This window comes from Streptomyces sp. CB02058, from assembly GCF_001905505.1.
GTDB lineage: Bacteria > Actinomycetota > Actinomycetes > Streptomycetales > Streptomycetaceae > Streptomyces.
The window spans coordinates 1274738-1296995 of sequence record NZ_LIPG01000003.1; the positions used below are offsets into that span (position 1 = coordinate 1274738).

Consider the following 22258-nt stretch of genomic DNA (forward strand, 5'->3'; position numbering starts at 1 on the left):
ACCGAGACGAGCGAGAGAACGGGACTCGCTGAAGGAGCACATCATGCCCGACCCAGCTTTCGTCACCGGCGCCCCCAACTGGATCGACCTCGGCACCCCCGACCTCGACGCGGCCACGGCCTTCTACAGCGGTCTCTTCGGCTGGGAGCTGGTGCCGGGTGGACCCGAGACCGGTGGCTACGGCATGTATCAGCTGCGGGGCAGTACGGTCGCGGGGGTCATGACCGTGCCGGAGGACCAGGGGAAGCCCGCCTGGTCGGTCTACTTCCAGACCCCCGACGCCGACGCCACCGCACGGACGGTCGAACAGGCCGGAGGCACTGCGGCGTTTCCCCCGATGGATGTGCTGGACTACGGCCGCATGGGCGGCTTCACGGACAACGCCGGCGCGTACTTCGGCGTCTGGCAGCCCGGTACGAACACCGGCCTCGGTCTGATCATGGAGCCCGGCTCGCTGATCTGGTCCGAGCTGTACACCCCGGACGTCCCCGCGGCCGCCGCCTTCTTCCACACGGTCTTCGGGTGGCAGACCCAGGTGATGGACTACCCCGGCGGTTCCTACACCGTCGTCCGGCCCGCCGGGAGCGACACCGAGGACGCCTCCTTCGGCGGGCTCGTCGCCTTGGACGAGGTGCCCGCCGAGGCCAAGGCCGGACCGCACTGGCTGCCGTACTTCGCGGTGGACGACGCCGACGCCGCGGTCGCGGCGACGGAGCGGCTGGGCGGCCGGGTCACCTCACCCGCTGCGGATGTGCCGGAGGTCGGCCGGATCGCGACCCTCGCCGACCCGGCGGGCGCGGCCTTCGCGGTGATCAAGCCCGCGCCGATGCCCTAGATCATGTCCGCGAAGTCATGCCTGGCCCTGCTTTGCGCGGGCTCCGGCCCCCGGGGAAGCGCCCGGCGGGAACGGGGGAGACCCCGTCCGGCCGCGCGTTGAACGGTTGTTGATCACTTGTTTATCGCCATCCGGCATCGTCTGCCTCATGCCGATCAACACGATGACCGACGAGCTCACCTGGCAGGAGACCGCGTTGTGCGCGCAGGCCGGGCCCGAGTTCTTCTTCCCGGCCCCCGGTAGCTCCACCCGGGAGGCCAAGCAGCTGTGCAACGCCTGCGAGGGCCGCCTGGCCTGCCTCGAATACGCACTCACCCACGACGAGCGCTTCGGCGTCTGGGGCGGACTCTCCGAGAAGGAGCGTGAGCGGCTGCGCAGGGCCCGCCCGGAGGGGTACTGCGCACCGGGCCTCGGGGAGTAGTCCTCCCGGGGCGCCTCGCCTCCCCCGGCCGCCCGGTTCGCGCGGTGCCTTCCCGTCACCCGATGCGGAAGGTCTCGCCGTACACCTGCCAGACCAGGGGCTTCTCAAGGTCGAGATTGCCCTCGCGCAGGAAGACGCGCTGCGCCGTGTCGATCCTGGTCGTGTCGCGCTGCACCTTCCTGGCCTTGATGGCGGACCTGCTCGCGTCGAGGAAGGCGTCCAGATACGCCTTCTCCTCGCCGCCCTCGGCGGCCGTGTCCGCCGAGCCCATCGCGGCGTCGCGGATGCCGTAGAAGCCGTCCGCCTCGACACCCGGCCCGTGCAGCACCATCGCGTCGTAGTAGATGAACTGCCCCAGGGTGCCGAGGCCGTCGAGCTTCGCCAGCCGGACCGCCGGATCGAAGTACAGCCGGTCGCGGGTCTCGTCCTGCGCCTCGCGGAAGGCCGCGTCCTCGGCCGCCTCGCGCCACGCGTCGGTGAAGCCGGGGTCCAGCCCCTCGTGCGAGTCGGTGCCGTCCACCTCGCGCAGGGCGGAGAGGAACGGGGCGAGTGGATTGTCCGGCTGCTCCTCGGTGTAGGCCTCGACCAGCTGCAGCATGTCGTTCGTGCCGGAGCAGAAGCCGATGATGCCCGCCGTGTAGCCGGCGCCGTCGCCGATGTCCTCGATCGCCCCGTACCGGCTGCGCCAGTCCAGGGTCGATGCCTCGGCGCTGGCCACCAGCCGGGAGGCGGTCTCCTTCATCTCAGGCGCGGCGAGGCCCGGCGGCAGCGCGTCGATCTCCTCGGACTGCTCGTCGGTCTCCGCTGCGGCCTCCGGCTCCGCCGGGCCGTTCTTCGTGGGAACGGCCGCCTGCGATATCACCGTGGGCGGCTCGGAGTCGCCACCGTTGAGCAAGATCGAAGCGACGATGACAATCGGCGCACCGAAAAGAAAAAGACGCGTCACAGGTTTCACCCGGCACAGAGTACGTTCCGTGAGGCTCGGGGGAAGACCTCATGCGAAAGGGCGGCGCACACGCACGTGTGCGCCGCCCTTTCGTCAGGGTGCCCGCGGCTCGGGGAGCGGAGCCCGAACCGCGTCCGCGTCAGGCGCCGGCGGCCCGGGCCGCCATGCGGGCCTTGCGCGCGGCGAGCTTCTCGTCGAACTTCGACGCCTCGCTGTCCAGGCCGTTCATGTACAGGCCCAGTTCCTCCTGCGCCTTGAGGCCCTCCGGGCCGAGTTCGCCGATGTCGAGGACCTTGAGGTAACGCAGCACGGGCTGGATCACGTCGTCGTGGTGGATGCGCATGTTGTAGATCTCGCCGATCGCCATCTGGGCGGCGGCCCGCTCGAATCCGGGCATGCCGTGTCCGGGCATGCGGAAGTTGACGACGACGTCCCGCACGGCCTGCATCGTGAGATCCGGGGCCAGCTCGAAGGCCGCGGCCAGCAGGTTGCGGTAGAAGACCATGTGCAGGTTCTCGTCGGTCGCGATGCGGGCCAGCATCCGGTCGCAGACGGGGTCGCCCGACTGGTGGCCGGTGTTGCGGTGCGAGACGCGGGTCGCGAGCTCCTGGAAGGCGACGTACGCCACGGAGTGCAGCATGGAGTGGCGGTTGTCTGACTCGAATCCCTCGGCCATGTGCGCCATGCGGAACTCTTCGAGCTTGTCCGGGTCCACGGCGCGCGAGGTGAGGAGGTAGTCGCGCATCACGATGCCGTGCCTGCCCTCCTCCGCGGTCCAGCGGTGCACCCACGTGCCCCAGGCGCCGTCGCGCCCGAAGAGGGAGGCGATCTCGTGGTGGTAGCTGGGGAGGTTGTCCTCGGTCAGCAGGTTCACGACGAGGGCGATCCGGCCGATCTCGGTGACCTTGGACTGGCCGGTCTCCCACGCCTCGCCGTCCTCGAAGATGCCGGGGAAGTTCCGGCCGTCGGAGAACGGTACGTACTCGTGGGGCATCCATGCCTTGGCGACTTTGAGATGGCGGTTGAGTTCCTTCTCCACCACCTCCTCCAGCGCGTACAGCAGTTGGGCGTCGGTCCACGCCTTCGAACTGCCGAGGTGGGGAGAGGTGATCGTCACGGGGGCTCCTGGGGACGGGAGAATTACCTACGGCTTCGTAGGTTACGTGACCGTAGGTTAAGACGGCGGTAAGGCCCGAGCCAACCCCCGCCCTCGCGATGCACGCTCACACACCGTTATCCGTGCAGGTAGGAAGCGTTTTTTCGGCAAGGCAAGTCAAGCCTCGGCGGAGCCGCCCCCCGGCAGCAGGCCGGGGTCGACAACGCGGAGTCCCTCCTCGTCCAGCAGGAGCCAGCGGGTGATTCCCAGCGACATGAGGAACGGCATGTCATGGCTCGCCACGACGAGCGCGCCCTCGTAGGCGTCCAGCGCCGAGGTCAGGCGCCCCACACCGGACAGGTCGAGGCTGTTCGTCGGCTCGTCCAGCATCAGCAGCCGGGGCGCGGGCTCCGCCAGCAGCAGCGCCGCCAGCGTCGCCCGGAGGCGCTCCCCGCCGGAAAGAGTCCCCGCCGCGCGGTCCGCGCGTGTCCCCTTGAAGAGGAAATGTGCCAGACGCGCCCGGATGCCGTTGGCCGTGGCGCCCGGTGCGAAACGGGCCACGTTCTCCACCAGGGACAGACCGTCGTCGAGCACGTCGAGCCGCTGCGGCAGAAAACCCACCGGCACCCGCGTGTCCGCCTCGCCCGACGCCGGGGCGAGCTCGCCCGCCAGGGTGCGCAGGAGCGTCGTCTTCCCCGCGCCGTTGCGGCCGACCAGCGCGATGCGCTCCGGGCCGCGCAGATCCCACTCGCCCGGCACCCGTATCCCGTGGGCCAGCCGGACGTCGCGCAGCAGCAGGACCTCGCTGCCCGGATGCACCTTCGTGTGCGGCAGCTCGATCCGGATCGCCTCGTCGTCGCGCACCGCGTCGACGGCCTCGCCGAGGCGCTCCTCGGCGTCCGCCAGCCGCTCGGTGTGCATGATGCGGTATCTGCCGGCCGATTCCTGTGCCGTCCGCCTGCGCTGGCCCATCACGGCCTTCGGCTCGTGCTTGGTGTCCCACATCTTCTGCCCGTACCGCCTGCGCCGGGCCAGCGTGACGTGCGCGTCGGCCAGTTCGCGCCTCTGGCGTCGTACGTCGGCCTCCGCGACCCGCACCATCCGCTCGGCGGCCTCCTGCTCCACGGCCAGCGCCTCCTCGTACGCCGACAGGCTGCCGCCGTACCAGGTGACCTCGCCGTCGCGGAGATCGGCGATCCGGTCCACCCGCTCCAGCAGTTCGCGGTCGTGGCTGACGGTGACCAGCACACCCGTCCAGGCGTCCACCGCGTCGTACAGCCGTCTGCGGGCGTACAGATCGAGGTTGTTGGTCGGCTCGTCCAGCAGCAGGACCGCCGGGCGGGCCAGGAGCAGCGCGGCCAGCCGCAGCAGCACGCACTCGCCGCCCGACAGCTCGCCGGTCGTCCGGTCGAGCCCGGTGCCGCCCAGTCCCAGTTGGCCGAGCAGGGCGCGGGCGCGCTCCTCGACGTCCCAGTCGTCGCCGACCGTCGCGAAGTGCTCCTCGCGGACATCGCCCGCCTCGATGGCGGAGAGCGCCGCGCGCTTCGCGGCGACGCCCAGCACCTCGTCCACCCGCAGCGTGGTGTCCAGGACGAGGTTCTGCGGGAGGTACCCGATGTCGCCGGCCGTGGCGACCCGCCCCGACGAGGGGGTGAGTTCACCCGCGATCAGCCGCAACAGGGTCGATTTTCCGCAGCCGTTGAGGCCGATGAGCCCGGTCCGGCCGGGGCCCACGGAGAGCTGGAAGGAGTCGAACACCTCGCTCCCGTCGGGCCAGGCGAACGACAGGGAGGAACAGGTGATCTGTGGGGCGGATGCAGGCACGAGGGCCTCCAGGAAGCGTCGGGAGAACACGGAGAAAGGGGCTCGGACACACCGGGGTCACGCGACGGGCACGCGTGCGTCAGGCACGCGGCACGTGGTGCGGACACCTCAGATGTGGAGCAACGTCCTTCTCCGATACGACGGCTGCAGGGGCGAGGACGACGTTACGGACGGGCGCTGCCGCCGCGCAACCGAATTCGGGCCGCCCCGCGGCCCGTCAGGGCCCCGCAGCGGTCAGCAGGACCCGCCCAGCAGATCGGTCAGCCCGCCGTCCAGGTCCATGAAACGGTACTCGTCGCCCACCGGGACCAGCTCCTGTGCCCGCTTCAGGAAGCGCCGCAGCTCGGAGGTCCGGACATGGACCATGGCGATGCCCTCCACGGCGTGGAACTCCAGCACCGTACGGTCGTAGCCGAACGGCCTGACCCGGACGTCCCCGACCCCGGCCGGCGCGTCCATGCCCGTGGCGAGCAGCTCACGCGAGAACTCCCAGGACACCTCCGTGCCTTCGAGGGTCGCCGGTGCGGGAAAGGCCATGCGGACGGCGAAGGGGTCCTTGCGGTCGTACTGCAGAGTGGCGGGCAGTGTCTCCATACGAGGTGCGGACGCGACCATACGGGCCTGCACGGACTGCTCGATAACGCTGGACAAGACCTGCTCCCTCTCGCCTCAAACGACGGTTCCCGGCATTGGAGTAGACGACGGAACGCCTCCATCCGTGCACTGGCGGGCGGCGTGAGCTGCGTCACCGCCCGTCCTTCCACCGATCTTCCGACGATCACCTGCCCCGATTCGCGCGGGGCACCCTGGACGCCTGCCTGGCGGTGCGTTAGCTTCCAGCGCCATGAGGGCCATGGGGAAGACGAGACGGCTGGTGGCACTGGGACTCTGCGCGGCGGCGGTGACCGCCGCACTGGCCGCACCACCGGCGCTCGCCGCCCAGGAGAAGCGGCCGGAACCCGGCTGGACGCTCACCCCCACGGGGACGGACGCACGCTTCAGAGGGCTCGCCGCCGTCGGCCGGGACACCGCCTGGGTCGCGGGCTCCGGGGGCACGGTGCTGCGCACCCTGGACGGCGGGCGGCACTGGAGCGACGTCTCGCCCCCGGCCGCGGCCGGGCTCGAGCTGCGCGACATCGAGGCCTTCGACCGCCGGCGGGCCGTCGCCCTGGCCATCGGCGAGGGCGAGGCGTCCCGGGTGTTCCGTACCGAGGACGGCGGAGCCACCTGGACCGAGTCCTTCCGCAACACCGACGCCCGTGCCTTCTACGACTGTCTGACCTTCTTCGACAGCCGCCACGGGCTGGCGATGAGCGACCCGGTGGACGGGCGGTTCCGCCTCCTGTCCACCTCGGACGGCGGGCGGACCTGGCAGGTGCTGCCCGACGCGGGGATGCCCGAGGCGCAGCCCGGCGAGGCCGGCTTCGCGGCGAGCGGCCAGTGCCTCGTCAGCTCGGGCGCCAAGGACGTCTGGCTCGCCACCGGCGGCGCCGCGACCGCGCGCGTGCTGCACTCCGCCGACCGCGGCCTGACCTGGACCCCGGCGGCTTCGGGCATCCCGGCGGGCGATCCCGCACGCGGGGTCTTCGGGCTCGCCTTCCGCGACCGTGCGCACGGCATCGCGGTCGGCGGCGACTACCGCGCCGACCAGGCGTCCCCGGACGCCTCGTCCGTCACGACGGACGGCGGCCGGAGCTGGCGGCGGGCGGCCACCCCGCCGCCCGCCTACCGGTCCGGCGTCGCCTGGCTGCCGCACAGCACGCGGTCCGCGCTGGCCGTCGGCCCGACCGGGACCGACCTCACCCGCGACGGCGGGCGCACCTGGCGGACCGTGGACACCGGCTCCTACGACACGGTGGACTGCGCACCGGACGGCGGCTGCTGGGCCTCGGGGGAGAAGGGCCGAGTGGCCCGGCTGAAGTAGCGGCCCGGGCGCCTCACGCCCGTACGCACCTCACGCCCGTGCGCACCTCACACACGTAAGCCCGAAGGGACCTCTCCGCGTGACCGATGCCGACCACGAAGAAGTTCTGGGAAGGATCGCCGAGGGGCTCGTCTACACCGAGTCGGAAGCGGCCTTTCTGGCCCCCGGGCGCCGAGCCGACCAGATCTTCGAGTACAACCGGACACCTCCCGGCCGGACGGAGGAGCGCCGGGCGCTGCTCGTCGAGATCTTCGGCTCGGTCGGCGAACGCACTGCGCTGCTGGCGCCGTTCCACGCGGCGTTCGGCAGCAACGTCCACATAGGCGACGACTTCTTCGGCAACGTCAATCTGACGTTCGTCGACGACGTGGACATCCACATCGGCAACGATGTCATGATCGCCCCCAGCGTGACCCTGACCACGACGGGGCACCCGGTGCATCCCTCGCGGCGCGCCGATTTCGGGCGGTTCTCCGAACCGATCCACATCGAGGACAAGGTGTGGATCGGCAGCAACGCGGTGATCCTGCCCGGCGTCCGTATCGGCTACGGCTCGGTCATCGGCGCGGGCAGCGTCGTCAGCCGCAGCATCCCCCCGATGTCCGTCGCGCTCGGGACACCGTGCCGGGTGATCCGGGCCATCACCGACGAGGACCTCACCACGCGTACGGCAGGAGGCCGGGGAGCGCGCCGGGCCGTGACCGGACCGCCGCCCCACGAGCCGGCGGTGGCCGTCCGCGCCGACCCGGGTGAGACCATCCGTCCATGAGCGACGACCTGGAAGTGAGTGCCCTGGCGATCAACGTCACGATCCCGGAGGTGCTCCGCTGGACGGACACCCGGCGCGGCGAGGCGTTCACGCTGACCACGCTCAACGTCCGGCTGCTCCCGGACGGCCGTCTCGCCGCCAAGGCCTACGGCCGGCCGGTCGGCGGCGGCCGGGGTGCCTATGTCTCCTTCCCCGTCCCTGACCGACCCGAGCTGGCGGCGCTGATCGACAGCGCCGCCGGCCGCGCCGGGGCGCTGTGGGCCGCTCACCGCGGTCTCGGCTGAGCGCCCCGGCCGGGACCGACGACGCACGGGGACGGACACGATCACCGGCTGCCTAGACTGACGCGTCATGACGACGTTCAGGATGCCCGCCGACGAGGCCGAAGCCCGAGCCGTCCAGGACGCGTTGCGCGAGCGGGTGGTGCTGGACGAGCCGGGGCCGCCGCCGGGTACCGGCCATGTCACCGGGGTCGACGTCGCCTACGACGACGAGCGGGACCTGGTCGTCGCGGCGGCCGTCGTCCTGGACGCGGCGACCCTGGAGGTGATCGCCGAGTCCACCGCCGAGGGCCGGGTGACGTTCCCGTACGTCCCCGGGCTCCTCGCCTTCCGTGAGATCCCGGCCGTACTGGCCGCGCTGGAGGACCTGCCCGTGGACCCGGGGCTCGTGGTCTGCGACGGCTACGGGCGCGCGCACCCCCGCAGGTTCGGGCTCGCCAGCCACCTCGGCGTCCTCACCGGGCTGCCCGTCATCGGCGTCGCCAAGAACCCGTTCACCTTCCGCTACGAGCAACCGGGACCCCGGCGCGGCGACTTCGCCCCGCTCCTGGACGGGGACGAGGAAGTGGGGCGGGCGTTGCGCACGCGGGACGACACGAAGCCCGTGTTCGTCTCGGTCGGCCACCGCACCGACCTGGACAACGCGTGCGCCCATACGCTCGCGCTGGCCCGCGACTTCCGTCAGCCGGAAACCACACGCCGGGCGGACGCCCTGTGCCGGACGGCGCTCCGGGACGCCATCAACTGATATCGGACCCGCGCGGCGATCTGTTGCCGACTGAGTACAAGTACGGATGTTGTTCGTCGAACATCAGGGGCAGGCTGGTACACATGATCGACCACCACACACCTCAGATGAGCGCCGGAACCGTACGTCTCTCCCAGCGTGGCGTCGCCGTCGGCATGACCCTCGGCGTCCTCGCGGGAATCGCCTGGACCGTGTCCATGATCGTCACGCTGGCGTCCTGGATGCTCTGACCCGGCGCCCGTCCTCCGGGTCAGCGCACCGCCGCGACCCGGAAGCGCAGCCCGGCCGCCTGCAGCCGCTCCAGCAGGGCGTCGCCCGCCGCCACGGCCGTGGTGACCTGCCCCGACGTGGCGGGCAGATCGTCGAACGCGAGGGCGAGGGCCGCCTCGGCGAGCATCTTCGCCGTCTCGTCGTAGCCGGGATCGCCCCCGGACACCTCCGTGTAGACCCGCCGGCCGCCGCCCTCGCCGACGAAGCGGACGGTGAACCAGCTGCGCCGCCTGCGCTGTTCGCTCGGGCCGGTGCCCGGTGCGACCCGCGCCGAGAGCCAGGACCTCGCGGCCGGGATCTGGGCGGCCCCTGCCAGCAGGCCCACGGCGGCCGTGCCCCCGAGCGCCATCGGCAGCCGCTTGACCGAGGCGAAGTGCCGGTAGCGGAAGTCGGGTCCGTAGCGTTCCAGTGCCCGCGCGGACCGCTCCACGACGCGGGGGTCCAGCGTCGGCAACGGCAGCCCCCAGGTGCCGGTCTCCGGGCTGAAGTGCGGTGAGCCCTGCGGGGCGCGGGCCCGGCGCCCGACCAGGCGCGGTTCGTGCAGCCTGCGTTCCCGCGCGGCCCGGACCATCTGCGGGCCGCGGCCCATGGCGGTCAGCGCCGAGGCGAACGTACCGCCGGAGAACACCGCGTCGGTGCGGACGTAACCGTCCACGGTCAGCGGCACCCCCTCGGGGAGCTGCCGCACGGTGAAGTAGACGCCGAGGTCGTGCGGTACGGAGTCGAAGCCGCAGGCGTGCACGAGCCGGGCACCCGTCTCGCGGGCCCTCGTGTCGTGTTCCAGATACATCCGGTCGACGAACTCCGCCTCTCCCGTGAGGTCGGCGTAGTCGGTTCCGGCCTCCGCGCAGGCGGCGACCAGCCCCTCGCCGTACCTGACGTACGGCCCCACGGTCGACGCGACCACGTGTGCGGACCCGGCGAGTTCGCGCAGGGCCACCGGGTCGTCCGCGTCGGCCGTCAGCAGCGGGAGGTCCGCGCAGGCCGGGTGCTCCGCGGCGAGTTCTGCCCGCAGCTCCTCCAGCTTGGCCCGGCTGCGGCCGGCCACCGCCCAGCGGCAGCCGTCCGGTGCGTGCGCGGCGAGATAGCGGGCGGTGAGTGCCCCCACAAAGCCGGTGGCCCCGAAAAGGACGACGTCATAGGGGCGTTCTGCCCCGTTCTGCCTGTTCATGAGTGCCTCCGCAGGGGCCGGCGCCGATGTAGCAGGCAGAGGCTAGCGGAGGTGTTCGTGGCGCTGTGAGGCCGGGCGGGCTCAGATGCGAGAGGATCCCCGGGAAAGAACTAAGCGCTTGCTCGGCCAAAAGGGTTGTGCGGAGCGCGGTCCGTTCTTAGCATCATCGATGTTACATCAGTTGTGTCACACCGCTGGGGGCTTGATGGCAACGACAGGACAGGGACCGCGTGGCCCGCTGGCCGGGGTGCGCGTCGTCGAACTGGCGGGCATCGGCCCGGGGCCGTTCGCCGCGATGCTCCTCGCGGACCTCGGCGCCGACGTGGTGCGCGTGGACAGACCGGGCGGCTCGGTGATCGGCATCGAACCCGCCTTCGACCTCACCAACCGCAACAAGCGGTCCGTCCTCGTCGACCTGAAGGCCGAGGACGGCGCGGAGACGGTCCTCGGCCTCGTGGAGCGCGCCGACGTACTCATCGAGGGATACCGGCCGGGCGTCGCCGAGCGGCTCGGCATCGGCCCCGACGCGTGCCTGAAGCGCAATCCACGGCTCGTCTACGGGCGGATGACCGGCTGGGGCCAGGACGGCCCGCTCGCCGACCGCGCGGGGCACGACATCGCCTACATCGCCCTCACCGGCACCCTCTCCATGATCGGCAGGGCCGGCGAGCCGCCCGCCGTGCCCGCGAACCTCGTCGGCGACTTCGCGGGAGGCTCGCTCTATCTCGTCGTCGGCGTGCTCGCGGCCCTCCAGCACGCCCGCACACCCGGCGGGAGCGGGCAGGTCGTGGACGCCGCCATCGTCGACGGCGCCGCCCATCTCGCGACGATGATCCACGGCATGCTGGGGGCCGGCAGCTGGCAGGACCGGCGCGGCTCCAACCTCCTGGACGGCGGGTGCCCCTTCTACGGCTCCTACGCGACCTCCGACGGCGAGTTCATGGCGGTCGGCCCCCTGGAGCCCCGCTTCTACGAGGAGTTCGCCCGCCTTCTCGGACTGGGGGACGAGGCCCCCGACCGCAACGACCCCGGGCGCTGGGAGGAGCTCCGCGCCCTCGTCGCGGACCGGTTCAGCACCCGTACACGCGCCGAGTGGACCGAGGTCTTCGAAGGGACGGACGCCTGCGTCGCCCCCGTCCTCTCACTCACCGAGGCGCCCCACCACCCCCATCTCGCCGCCCGCTCCACCTTCGTGGAGCACGGCGGGCTCACCCAGCCCGCGCCCGCGCCCCGCTTCTCCGCGACCCCCGTCTCCGTGCGCAGCGCACCCGCGCTGCCCGGAGCGGACACCGAGTCCGTCGCGGCCGACTGGGACCTGCCGGGCCTGCTGACCACCGGGAAGGAAACGACCGGCTGATGGAACTCTCCCTGCCGCTGAACTACGCGGGCGACCCGCGCGCCGCCTGCGACGAGGTCGCCGCGCTGGAGTCCGCGGGACTCGACGCCGTCTGGGTCGCCGAGGCGTACGGCTTCGACTCTCCCACCCTCATGGGATATCTCGCCGCCCGCACCGAGCGCCTGAAGATCGGCGCCGCCATCCTCAACGTCTACTCCCGCACGCCCGCCCTCATCGCCCAGACCGGCGCGGGGCTCGACGCCGTATCCGGCGGGCGCGCCCTGCTCGGACTCGGCGCGTCCGGCCCGCAGGTCGTGGAGGGCTGGCACGGCAAGCCGTACGACAAGCCGCTCGGCAGGACCCGCGAGACCGTCGAGCTCTGCCGCCGCATCTGGCGCCGCGAGGTCATCGACCACCACGGCATCACCGACATGCCGCTGCCCGCGGAGAAGGGCGGCAAGCTCGGCAAGCCGCTGAAGATCCTCACCAGGCCGGTGCGCGACACCATCCCGCTCTACGTCGCCTCCCTCGGCCCGGCCAATGTCAGGATGACCGCCGAGATCGCCGACGGCTGGCTGCCCACGCTCTACATCCCGGAGAAGGCCCAGCAGGTCTGGGGCACCGCGCTCGCCGAGGGCACGGCGAAGCGCGACCCGGCGCTGGGCCCCCTGCAAACCGTCGCGGGCGGCCTGCTGGCCATCGGCGACGACGCGGCCGCCCTCCGGGACCTCGCCCGCCCGCAGATCGCGCTGTACGTCGGCGGGATGGGCGCCCCGGGCAAGAACTTCTACAACGACCTCGCCGTCGCCTACGGCTACGAGAAGGAGGCCGCGACCATCCAGGAGCTCTATCTCTCCGGGAGGAAGAGGGAGGCCGAGGCCGCCGTCCCGGCCGAATTCTGCGAGCTCATGACGCTCTGCGGCCCCGAGGGGTACGTACGCGACCGCCTCGACGCCTTCCGCGAGGCCGGGGTCACCATGCTCAACGTCACGCCCGTCGGCTCCGATCCGGCGCGGCTGATCTCCACCGTCAAGAACTGGCTCCAGGGGGCTTGAAGTGCAGCGGCAGATCTTCACCGAAGAGCACGACGCGTTCCGCGAGACCGTCCGCACCTTCCTGGCGAAGGAGGTCCTCCCGCACCACGAGCAGTGGGAGAAGGACGGCATCGTCTCGCGCGAGGCCTGGCTCGCGGCCGGCCGGCAGGGCCTGCTCGGCCTCGCCGTCCCCGAGGAGTACGGGGGCGGAGGCAACTCCGACTTCCGCTACAGCGCCGTACTCGCCGAGGAGTTCACCCGTGCGGGGGTCTCCGGGCTCGCGGTCGGCCTGCACAACGACATCATCGGCCCCTATCTCACCGGCCTCGCCACCGAGGAGCAGAAGCGGCGCTGGCTGCCCGGCTTCTGCAGCGGCGAGACCATCACCGCCATCGCGATGACGGAACCCGGCGCGGGCTCCGACCTCCAGGGCATCCGCACCGCCGCCGAGGACAAGGGCGACCACTGGCTCCTCAACGGCTCGAAGACCTTCATCTCCAACGGCATCCTCGCCGACCTGGTGATCGTCGTCGCCAAGACCTCCCCGGAGGGCGGCGCGAAGGGCCTCTCGCTGCTCGTCGTCGAACGCGGCGCCGAGGGCTTCGAGCGGGGCCGCAACCTCGACAAGATCGGCCAGAAGGCCCAGGACACCGCCGAGCTCTTCTTCAACGACGTACGCGTCCCCAAGGAGAACCTCCTCGGCGAGCTCGACGGCGCCTTCATCCACCTGATGACCAATCTGGCCCAGGAACGGATGGGCATAGCGGTCGCCGGGATCGCCGCCGCCGAACACCTCCTGGAGATCACCACGCAGTACGTCAAGGAGCGCGAGGCCTTCGGGCGCCCGCTCTCCAAGCTCCAGCACATCCGGTTCGAGATCGCCGAGATGGCCACCGAGTGCGCCGTCACCCGCGCCTTCCTCGACCGGTGCATCGTCGACCACTCCGAGGGGACGCTCGACGCCGTGCACGCCTCGATGGCCAAGTGGTGGGCCACCGAGCTCCAGAAGCGCGTCGCCGACCGCTGTCTCCAGCTCCACGGCGGATACGGGTACATGACGGAGTACCGGGTCGCCAAGGCCTTCACCGACGGCCGCATCCAGACCATCTACGGCGGGACGACCGAGATCATGAAGGAGATCATCGGCCGCTCGCTGCTCGCCTGACCTCTCTGCCCAGCACCGACCCCGAAAGGCAGCTGCCTTGAGTACCGAAGCATTCGTCTACGACGCGATCCGCACCCCGCGCGGCCGCGGCAAGGCCAACGGCGCCCTGCACGGAACCAAGCCGATCGACCTCGTCGTCGGCCTCATCCACGAGATCCGCGGACGCTTCCCCGGACTCGACCCCGCGGCCATCGACGACATCGTCCTCGGTGTCGTCAGCCCGCTCGGTGACCAGGGCTCCGACATCGCCCGTATCGCCGCGATCGCCGCCGGACTCCCGGACTCCGTCGCCGGTGTCCAGGAGAACCGCTTCTGCGCCTCGGGTCTCGAAGCCGTCAACCTGGCCGCCGCCAAGGTGCGTTCGGGCTGGGAGGACCTCGTGCTCGCCGGTGGCGTCGAATCGATGTCCCGGGTGCCGATGGGCTCCGACGGCGGGGCCTGGGCCATGGACCCGATGACCAGCTTCGACACGGGCTTCGCCCCGCAGGGCATCGGCGCCGACCTCATCGCCACCATCGAGGGCTTCTCGCGCCGCGACGTCGACGAGTACGCCGCGCTGTCCCAGGAGCGCGCCGCCATCGCCTGGAAGGAGGAGCGCTTCGCCAGGTCCGTCGTCCCCGTCAGGGACCGCAACGGGCTGCTCGTCCTCGACCACGACGAGCACATGCGCCCCGGCACCACGGCCGACTCGCTTGCCTCCCTCAAGCCCTCCTTCGCCACCATCGGCGAGATGGGCGGCTTCGACGCCGTCGCCCTCCAGAAGTACCACTGGGTCGAGAAGATCGACCACGTCCACCACGCGGGCAACTCCTCCGGGATCGTCGACGGCGCCGCCCTCGTCGCGATCGGCTCCCAGGAGACCGGCGAGCGCTACGGCCTCACGCCGCGCGCCCGGATCGTCTCCGCCGCCGTCTCCGGCTCCGAGCCGACCATCATGCTGACCGGCCCCGCGCCCGCCACCCGCAAGGCGCTGGCCAAGGCCGGGCTCACCATCGACGACATCGACCTCGTCGAGATCAACGAGGCCTTCGCCGGTGTCGTCCTGCGCTTCGTCAAGGACATGGGCATCAGCCTCGACAAGGTCAACGTCAACGGCGGCGCCATCGCGCTCGGCCACCCGCTGGGTGCGACCGGAGCGATGATCCTCGGCACCCTCATCGACGAACTGGAGCGGCAGGACAAGCGCTACGGCCTCGCCACCCTCTGCGTCGGCGGCGGCATGGGCATCGCCACCGTCATCGAGCGTCTCTGACCGTCCCCCGGCCCCCTCTGCTTACGGAGAAGACAAGAATGACCGAGAGCACGACCATCCGCTGGGAACAGGACGAGACCGGCGTCGTCACCCTCGTCCTCGACGACCCCAACCAGTCCGCCAACACGATGAACCAGGGCTTCAAGGACTCCATCGCGGCCGTCGCCGAGCGCGCCGTCGCCGAGAAGGACTCCATCCGGGGCATCATCTACGCCTCCGCGAAGAAGACCTTCTTCGCCGGCGGCGACCTCAAGGACATGATCAGGATCGGTCCTTCGAGCGCCCAGGAGGCGTTCGACGCCGGAACCGCCATCAAGAAGTCGCTGCGCGTCATCGAGACCCTCGGCAAGCCCGTCGTCGCCGCCATCAACGGCGCGGCGCTCGGCGGCGGTTACGAGATCGCGCTCGCCGCCCACCACCGCATCGCGCTGGACGCCCCCGGCTCCCGCATCGGCCTGCCCGAGGTCACCCTCGGTCTGCTGCCCGCGGGCGGCGGCGTCACCCGCACCGTACGGCTGATGGGCATCACCGACGCCCTGCTGAAGGTGCTGCTCCAGGGCACCCAGTACACCCCGCACCGGGCCCTGGAGAACGGCCTGGTCCACGAGGTCGCCGCCACCCCCGAGGAGATGCTCGACAAGGCCCGCGCCTTCATCGACGCCCACCCCGAGTCGCAGCAGCCCTGGGACGTCAAGGGCTACCGCATCCCCGGCGGCACCCCGTCGAACCCGAAGTTCGCGGCCAACCTGCCGGCCTTCCCCGCCAACCTCAAGAAGCAGCTCGCGGGCGCGCCCATGCCCGCGCCGCGCAACATCATGGCCGCGGCGGTCGAGGGCTCCCAGGTCGACTTCGAGACCGCGCAGACCATCGAGGCGCGCTACTTCACCGAGCTGGTCACCGGCCAGGTCGCGAAGAACATGATCCAGGCGTTCTTCTTCGACCTCCAGGCCGTCAACTCCGGCGCCAGCCGCCCGGACGGCATCGAGGAGCGCCAGGTCCGCAAGGTCGCCGTCCTCGGCGCCGGGATGATGGGAGCGGGCATCGCCTACTCCTGCGCGCGCGCCGGCATCGACGTCGTCCTGAAGGACGTCTCCACCGAGGCCGCGGCCAAGGGCAAGGCGTACAGCGAGAAGATCCTCGCCAAGGCGCTCTCCCGGGGCCGTACGACGGAGGCGAAGCGCGACGAGCTGCTGGCCCGCATCACCCCGACCGGCGACCCGGCCGACCTCGCGGGCTGCGACGCCGTGATCGAGGCGGTCTTCGAGGACACCGCGCTCAAGCACAAGGTGTTCCAGGAGATCCAGGGCATCGTCGAGCCCGACGCGCTGCTCTGCTCCAACACCTCGACACTGCCCATCACCGTGCTCGCCGAGGGCGTGGAGCGGCCGGTGGACTTCATCGGGCTGCACTTCTTCTCACCCGTCGACAAGATGCCGCTCGTCGAGATCATCAAGGGCGAGAAGACCGGCGACGAGGCCCTGGCCCGTGCCTTCGACCTCGTGCGCCGGATCAAGAAGACCCCGATCGTCGTCAACGACTCGCGCGGCTTCTTCACCTCGCGCGTCATCGGCCACTTCATCAACGAGGGCGTCGCGATGGTGGGCGAGGGCATCGAGCCCGCGTCGGTCGAGCAGGCGGCGGCACAGGCCGGCTACCCGGCCAAGGTGCTCTCCCTCATGGACGAGCTGACGCTCACCCTGCCCCGCAAGATCCGCAACGAGACCCGGCGCGCCGTCGAGGAGGCGGGCGGCACCTGGGTCACGCACCCCGCGGATGAGGTCGTCGACCGCATGGTGGACGAGTTCGGGCGGCCGGGCCGCAGCGGGGGAGCGGGCTTCTACGAGTACGGCGAGGACGGCAGGAGGGGCGGCCTCTGGCCGGGCCTGCGCGAGCACTTCACCCGGCGGGACGCCGAGATCCCGTTCGAGGACATGAAGGAGCGCATGCTCTTCTCCGAGGCACTGGACAGCGTCCGCTGCCTGGAGGAGAACGTCCTCATGACCGTCGCCGACGCCAACATCGGCTCCATCATGGGCATCGGCTTCCCGCCGTGGACCGGTGGCGTGCTCCAGTACATCAACGGTTACGAGGGCGGCCTCCCCGGCTTCGTGGCCCGCGCCCAGCAGCTCGCGGAGCGCTACGGCGACCGCTTCCGGCCGTCCGCGTTCCTGGTGGAGAAGGCTACGAGGGGCGAGACCTTCCACGACTGACGGTGTCCCTCGCGGGCCGTGTTCACTTCCGCTCGCCGGTGTTGAACGCGGCCCGCAGTTCCTCCTTCAGGGACCGCTGGAAGGCCGTCAGGAGGGCCTGGAGCACCATCGGCTGCATGTGGACCGAGAGGGACTTCATCGCCTTCACGCGCTCAGGGTCAGACTCCCGCTCCCGGTAGGGGTGCCACACCTCGTCCCGGAACATCCGGGTGAGCTCGTGGGCCGCCGACCGGGTGTGCTCCAGCAGGACCGTACGCGCGGCCAGGATCGTCTCGTGCGCGATGGGGACGTCCAGGAGCTCCACCCCGAGCCGCAGCAGCCCCGGGTCCACGCGCAGCGGCCCCTCGGGCGTCGCGGGGCGCTCCAGCACGCCCATCGCCGCCAGCCGGTCCACGTCCTGCGCGCTGAGGGCCCGGCCCGCCCGGCGCTCCAGCTCGGCACGCTCCATGTCCTCGGCGGAGTCCGGGGCCCAGGACGCCACCAGGGCGCGGTGGATGGCCAGGTCCTTCGCGCTCAGGTCGGGCGGCAGCTGCTGGAGGTAGCGCTCGATCGCGGCCAGCGTCATGCCCTGGTGCTGGAGTTCCTCGATGAGGGCCAGCCGGGAGAGGTGGTCGGGTCCGTAGTGTCCCACGCGCCGGGGGCCGATCGCCGGGGGCGGCAGCAGGCCTCTGGTGCTGTAGAAACGCACGGTACGCACGGTGACGCCCGCCCGCGCCGCCAGCTCGTCGACGGTCAGCGTCGGCTCGTCGGTTCCGGTCGCCATTGCTGCTCCTTGTCGCGGACGGGCCCCGTCCTGCCGGGCCCTGGTCTACCAGGTGCAACAGTATTGCTGTCGCACCACTGTTGTGAAAGTGCCCGGGGGCTGTCCGCCCCCTGGCTCCGAGGTATCTGCGCACGTCGGCCCGGTTCATGCCCGGTGCCTGTGGATAGTGTGACGGCCGACGCGGGAACCGCGGTGAGGGGGGCGGCACGTGAGGGACGGCGAGGCGGCACGGACACGGCCCGGGCCGGAAGGGGTGATCCCCGTGCCCCTGGTCGGCCCGGCGGACTCCTCCCTGCTGGCGCTGCTCGGGCTGGAGGAAGCCGAGGACATCGTCTACCGGCTGCTCGTGGACCGTCCCGACTGTGAACCGCCGGCTCTCGAAGGGCCGTTGAGCGGCCCCGTGGTGGCCCGGACTCTCGAGTCGCTCGTCGAGCGCGGCCTCGCCAGTGCCGGCCGGTCCGACGAAGGCACCGTCCTGTACCGGGCCGCGTCGCCCGTGCTGGCACTCGGGTCGCTCCTGGAGTCCCGGCGCGCCGCGCTGCGCCAGGTCGAGTCGTTCGTGGGCGACCTCACCGAGCGGCACCGGTCCGCCCAGGCGCACGCCTCGGGGGTGCCGGTGGAGGTGCTGACCGGCCCGGCGGCGATCCGGCGCCGCCTGCTGACGATGCAGCACCAGGCCGTGAGCGAGGTCTGCACCCTCGTCCCCACCAGGCACGCCCCGGCCGTGCTCTCCTACGAGGACAACTTCGCCGAGGTGGACGCGGGGCTGATGCGCCGCGGAGTGACCGTACGCAGCGTGGTCGAGCGCGAAGGGCTGGAGCATCCGGACACTGCCGCGGTGCTGGCCTCGTGCGTCGAACTGGGCCAGCACATCTCGGTCACGGACAAGCTGCCGATCAAGCTGGTCATCGTGGACCGGCGGGTCGCCCTGCTGCCCCTGAACCCGGAACGGGAGACCGAGCCGGTCGCGCTCGTCGTGCACCGGACGGGCCTGCTCACCGCCCTCTGCTCGCTGTTCGACGAGCACTTCGAGAAGGGGTGGAGGCTGAGCGGTGCGGGGACCGGCCTGGAGGAGGCTCTCGCGCCGGCCGACCGGGAGATCGTGGCCCTGCTGCACACCGGCCTGACCGACGCGGCCATAGCCCGCCAGCTCGGCATGGGGCATCGCACCGTGCAGCGGCGGCTGCGGGCCCTGATGGACGAGGTCGGGGCGGCCACCCGCTTCCAGCTCGGCTGGCACGCCGCCCGGGCGGGCTGGCTCGACACCCCCGACCCCGGTGCGCCACAAGGGCTTTGAGGCGCAATTACGCCACGGCGCTTTCACGCCGCCGTCATCCCTTGTTGGCCGTCCCCGCGTACCGAAGGATCAACCCCGTCAACCGGTTGGGACGTACAACAGTGTGTCCTGCCGATGGGTGTGCGATGGGGAGGGTTCTGTGAGAACAACGAGGATCCGGCGGATACTGGCGGCCGGAGTCGTCGTCACCGCCACCGGCTCGGCGCTGCTGGCCGCGCCGGCCTGGGCCGGGACGAGCACGCAGGCCGCGACGACGGCGGAGGCGGACCCCGTCCCCGTCGCCCCGGCCATGACGCAGGGACTGGACGACACGGTGCGCGAGGGCACGCCCGCCGAGGCGGCCCGCGCCCACATCAAGGCGAACAAGGGCACGTACAAGGTCGCCGAGAGCGACCTGAGGACGGTGAGGACGACCAAGGACGGCAAGCAGTCCTCCGTCCGCTTCCAGCAGAAGCACGACGGCGTGCCCGTCTTCGGCGCCCAGTACGCGGTGCAGACCGAGGCCGGCGAAGGCGGTGTGCGGGTCACTTCGGCGACCGGCACGCTCTACACCGACCTCACGGTCTCCACCACCCCCCTGGTCGGCGAGGCCACCGCGAAGCAGCGGATGTTCTCCCTCGACCGCGGCCTCGACGGAGTCCAGCGGGCGCAGACCCGGGCACAGGGCCTCACCGTGCTGCCCGACGCCGACGGCGGCCGGCTGGCGTGGCACTTCACCGTGACCGGCGGCAAGCGGGACGGCAGCCCGGTGCGTCAGGAGGTCTACGTCGACGCGCGGGTGGGCGGCATCGCGCTCTCGTACAACAACATCGACGCCGCCGACGCCTCGCCCGCCGAGGGCACCGGCGTCCGCGTCGACGGCACCGAGGCGAAGCTGGGCGTCGACAAGGGCACGGACGGCACCTACACGCTCGTCGACTCGGCCCGCGCCATGTACGCCGAGACCGGCGGCCAGATCCGTACGTACGACGCGCAGCGCGCGCACTACCTGGACGTGGCGGGCGGCCCGGTCGGGGAGGGAATCGGGCTGGGCACCTCCACGAGCGACCGCTTCGACGGAGCCAACACCACCTCCGGCGCGGTGGACGCCCACCTCAACGCCACCAAGGTCTACGAGTACCTCCGCGAGCAGCTCGGCCGGGACGGCGTCGACGGAAAGGGCGGCTCGATCCACTCCGTCGTCAACGTCTCCAGCAGCGGCAAGGACTACGCCAACGCCTTCTGGGACGGCTCCAAGATGGTGTACGGCCACATGAACGGCGTCCCGCTCTCCGTCGGCCTGGACGTCGTCGGCCACGAGATGACGCACGGGGTCACCGAGCACTCCGCGGGCCTCGTCTACCTCAACCAGTCCGGTGCGCTGAACGAGGCGATCTCCGACTACTTCGGCAATGCCATGGAGACCGCCGACAAGGGCGTCGCCATGGACGACCCGACGTCCGGCCTCGTCGGTGAGTACCTCTGCAACGGCACCGTGCCGCTGGAGGAGTGTGCCCTGCGCGATCTGAACGACGGCCGCAGCGCCCAGAAGGACTACCTGCCCATCACCCTCGACATCGACAACGGCGGAGTCCACTACAACTCCACCATCGTCGGCGGGGCGCTGTGGGACATGCGCAAGAACATCGACAGCAAGCTCGCGGACCAGATCGTCTACCGTGCCGCACAGAACTACCTCACCCCGCTGTCCGGCTTCACCGCCATGCGCGACGCGGTCACCCTCGCCGCGAAGTCCCTGCACGTCTCCAAGGGGGACCTCGCCGCGATCGACGCCGCGTTCGACGCGCACGGCATCGAGAAGGACTGGGAGCACAGGAGCGGCACGCACGACGGCACGGTGATCGGCGCCGGCGTCCTGCCCGCCTACGAGGTCTACAGCGGCATCGACGAGCAGGCCGCCCAGATCAACGGTGACACGTACGCGATCCCGCACGGCGACGCCATCGCCTGGGACCGGGGCGGCGAGGCATTCGGGATCACCGTGGGCCGCTTCGGCAAGAACCCGCAGCGTGAACTCGCCCAGAAGGACGCCCATCTGCTCGACCCGTCCCTGGACGACGACCGCGTCGTCTTCACCCGCGTCGCCGCCGACGGTGTCGGTATCTACCGAGCCGGTGAGAAGGGCCAGGGCGGGATCAGGAAGCTCGTCGACCTGCCCGGCGCCGACGAGACCGAGCCGGTGACCGAGGACGGCGCCCTCGCCTACATCAGCACGACCGCCGACGGCGAGCAGGACGTCATGCTCCGCAAGGCCGACGGCACCACCGTCAACGTGACTCCCGAGACGGGCACCCACGCCTCCCGGCTCGCGATGAAGCACGGCCGGATCGCCTGGGCGGGCGGTGACGGCACCTATGTGTACGTCCACGACATCGCCACGGGCGCCACGCAGACCAAGCGCATCACCGGCTACATCTTCAACTACGTCTCCGACATCCAGCTGACCTCCGACCGCGTCTACTGGCGCGAGACCGGCGGCTTCCTCATCCCGAGCACCACCTTCATGTCGGCGCCGTCGGACGACCTGGCCAAGGCCGCCAAGCTGCGGTACCCGTCGAGCACGTACGTCGCCCAGTTCACGGTCAGCGACGAGTACTTCGCCTACTCCACATACGACCTGTGGGGTGCCCTCGGCTCCTGGACCGGGCCCGGCAAGGTCCGCGTGTCCACGACCGGTGACGTACTCGCAGGACTGAACAACTTCACCCGTGTCTCCTGCTCCTCCGGCGCCCAGCTGGCTCCCTCCCTCGGTGACGGACAGCGCATCGCCTGGCTGGACACCACCGCGGCGGACACCGACGTGGTGACCCGCCCGACGTTCGCCGGGAGCTGCGAGCAGTAGCCCCGCACCGACCGTCGTACAGGGCGCCCTCCGTACTTCCGGCGGGCGCCCTGCCGCATGCCCGGCCCCGCACC

The 22258-nt window shown here is 71.2% G+C and carries 20 protein-coding genes; 14 read left to right on the top strand and 6 right to left on the bottom strand.

Features of this window, described 5'->3' with window-relative positions; translation table 11 throughout:
• The first annotated feature begins 43 nt into the window (after positions 1–43).
• Together AMK10_RS19035 and AMK10_RS19040 are read left to right on the top strand one after the other, a co-directional pair.
• Entirely contained in the window at positions 44–835 is a 792-nt protein-coding gene (locus AMK10_RS19035; RefSeq protein ID WP_073748996.1) for a VOC family protein, read from the top strand.
• A gap of 148 nt (positions 836–983) precedes the next feature.
• Positions 984–1256: a WhiB family transcriptional regulator gene (locus tag AMK10_RS19040; protein WP_073748997.1), complete on the top strand. Its 273-nt coding sequence runs from the start codon at positions 984–986 to the stop codon at positions 1254–1256.
• Positions 1257–1311: 55 nt separating this feature from the next.
• Here AMK10_RS19040 and AMK10_RS19045 read toward each other — a convergent pair whose 3' ends face one another.
• The 4 genes from AMK10_RS19045 to AMK10_RS19060 all read right to left on the bottom strand — a co-directional run bounded on the left by AMK10_RS19045 (position 1312) and on the right by AMK10_RS19060 (position 5773).
• A complete protein-coding gene (locus tag AMK10_RS19045; RefSeq protein WP_073748998.1) occupies positions 1312–2202 on the bottom strand; it encodes a chitosanase in 891 nt (296 codons plus the stop codon).
• A 139-nt stretch (positions 2203–2341) separates the two neighbouring features.
• On the bottom strand, positions 2342–3319 hold the full coding sequence (locus AMK10_RS19050) for an acyl-ACP desaturase (RefSeq protein WP_073748999.1): 978 nt from the start codon (positions 3317–3319) through the stop codon (positions 2342–2344).
• 156 nt (positions 3320–3475) lie between these two features.
• Positions 3476–5122: an ATP-binding cassette domain-containing protein gene (locus AMK10_RS19055; RefSeq protein ID WP_241839582.1), complete on the bottom strand. Its 1647-nt coding sequence runs from the start codon at positions 5120–5122 to the stop codon at positions 3476–3478.
• A 234-nt stretch (positions 5123–5356) separates the two neighbouring features.
• The gene (locus AMK10_RS19060; RefSeq protein ID WP_073749000.1) at positions 5357–5773 is read right to left on the bottom strand and encodes an SsgA family sporulation/cell division regulator; all 417 of its coding nucleotides are present in this window, start codon (positions 5771–5773) and stop codon (positions 5357–5359) included.
• 193 nt (positions 5774–5966) lie between these two features.
• Here AMK10_RS19060 and AMK10_RS19065 point away from each other — a divergent pair, with 193 nt between their 5' ends.
• From AMK10_RS19065 to mmpA, 5 genes are all read left to right on the top strand, one after another.
• Entirely contained in the window at positions 5967–7046 is a 1080-nt protein-coding gene (locus AMK10_RS19065) for a WD40/YVTN/BNR-like repeat-containing protein (protein ID WP_073749001.1), read from the top strand.
• Between the two features lie 79 nt (positions 7047–7125).
• A complete protein-coding gene (locus AMK10_RS19070; RefSeq protein WP_079180763.1) occupies positions 7126–7815 on the top strand; it encodes a sugar O-acetyltransferase in 690 nt (229 codons plus the stop codon).
• A complete protein-coding gene (locus AMK10_RS19075) occupies positions 7812–8099 on the top strand; it encodes a hypothetical protein (RefSeq protein WP_073749002.1) in 288 nt (95 codons plus the stop codon). The genes AMK10_RS19070 and AMK10_RS19075 overlap by 4 nt, the downstream gene beginning before the upstream one ends.
• A gap of 67 nt (positions 8100–8166) precedes the next feature.
• Positions 8167–8844 carry an endonuclease V gene (locus AMK10_RS19080; RefSeq protein WP_073749003.1) on the top strand — a complete coding sequence of 226 codons (678 nt, stop codon included), beginning with the start codon at positions 8167–8169 and terminating at the stop codon, positions 8842–8844.
• Between the two features lie 83 nt (positions 8845–8927).
• Positions 8928–9074 (top strand): morphogenic membrane protein MmpA, encoded by a 147-nt coding sequence (mmpA, locus tag AMK10_RS37890; RefSeq protein WP_206745296.1) that lies wholly within the window; start codon positions 8928–8930, stop codon positions 9072–9074.
• Between the two features lie 20 nt (positions 9075–9094).
• Here the strand turns inward: mmpA and AMK10_RS19085 are convergent, their stop codons facing one another.
• Entirely contained in the window at positions 9095–10285 is a 1191-nt protein-coding gene (locus tag AMK10_RS19085; protein ID WP_073749004.1) for a saccharopine dehydrogenase family protein, read from the bottom strand.
• Between the two features lie 205 nt (positions 10286–10490).
• Here AMK10_RS19085 and AMK10_RS19090 point away from each other — a divergent pair, with 205 nt between their 5' ends.
• Genes AMK10_RS19090 through AMK10_RS19110 form a run of 5 tightly spaced genes read left to right on the top strand, consistent with a single transcriptional unit; the run spans position 10491 to position 17282 of the window.
• Positions 10491–11642, top strand: coding sequence for a CaiB/BaiF CoA transferase family protein (locus AMK10_RS19090; protein ID WP_073749005.1), 1152 nt, complete (start codon positions 10491–10493; stop codon positions 11640–11642).
• Positions 11642–12676 carry an LLM class F420-dependent oxidoreductase gene (locus AMK10_RS19095; RefSeq protein ID WP_073749006.1) on the top strand — a complete coding sequence of 345 codons (1035 nt, stop codon included), beginning with the start codon at positions 11642–11644 and terminating at the stop codon, positions 12674–12676. The genes AMK10_RS19090 and AMK10_RS19095 overlap by 1 nt, the downstream gene beginning before the upstream one ends.
• Before the next feature lies 1 nt (position 12677).
• Positions 12678–13820, top strand: coding sequence for an acyl-CoA dehydrogenase family protein (locus AMK10_RS19100; protein ID WP_073749007.1), 1143 nt, complete (start codon positions 12678–12680; stop codon positions 13818–13820).
• A gap of 37 nt (positions 13821–13857) precedes the next feature.
• Positions 13858–15072: an acetyl-CoA C-acetyltransferase gene (locus AMK10_RS19105; RefSeq protein ID WP_073749008.1), complete on the top strand. Its 1215-nt coding sequence runs from the start codon at positions 13858–13860 to the stop codon at positions 15070–15072.
• A 38-nt stretch (positions 15073–15110) separates the two neighbouring features.
• Positions 15111–17282, top strand: a complete 2172-nt coding sequence (locus tag AMK10_RS19110; RefSeq protein ID WP_073749009.1) for a 3-hydroxyacyl-CoA dehydrogenase NAD-binding domain-containing protein — start codon at positions 15111–15113, stop codon at positions 17280–17282.
• 22 nt (positions 17283–17304) lie between these two features.
• Here the strand turns inward: AMK10_RS19110 and AMK10_RS19115 are convergent, their stop codons facing one another.
• The gene (locus AMK10_RS19115; protein ID WP_073749010.1) at positions 17305–18045 is read right to left on the bottom strand and encodes a MerR family transcriptional regulator; all 741 of its coding nucleotides are present in this window, start codon (positions 18043–18045) and stop codon (positions 17305–17307) included.
• A 262-nt stretch (positions 18046–18307) separates the two neighbouring features.
• Between AMK10_RS19115 and AMK10_RS19120 the strand changes: the two genes are divergently transcribed.
• A complete protein-coding gene (locus AMK10_RS19120) occupies positions 18308–19342 on the top strand; it encodes a helix-turn-helix domain-containing protein (protein WP_143194967.1) in 1035 nt (344 codons plus the stop codon).
• A gap of 139 nt (positions 19343–19481) precedes the next feature.
• The gene (locus tag AMK10_RS19125; protein ID WP_073749011.1) at positions 19482–22184 is read left to right on the top strand and encodes a M4 family metallopeptidase; all 2703 of its coding nucleotides are present in this window, start codon (positions 19482–19484) and stop codon (positions 22182–22184) included.
• The last annotated feature ends 74 nt before the right edge of the window (positions 22185–22258 follow it).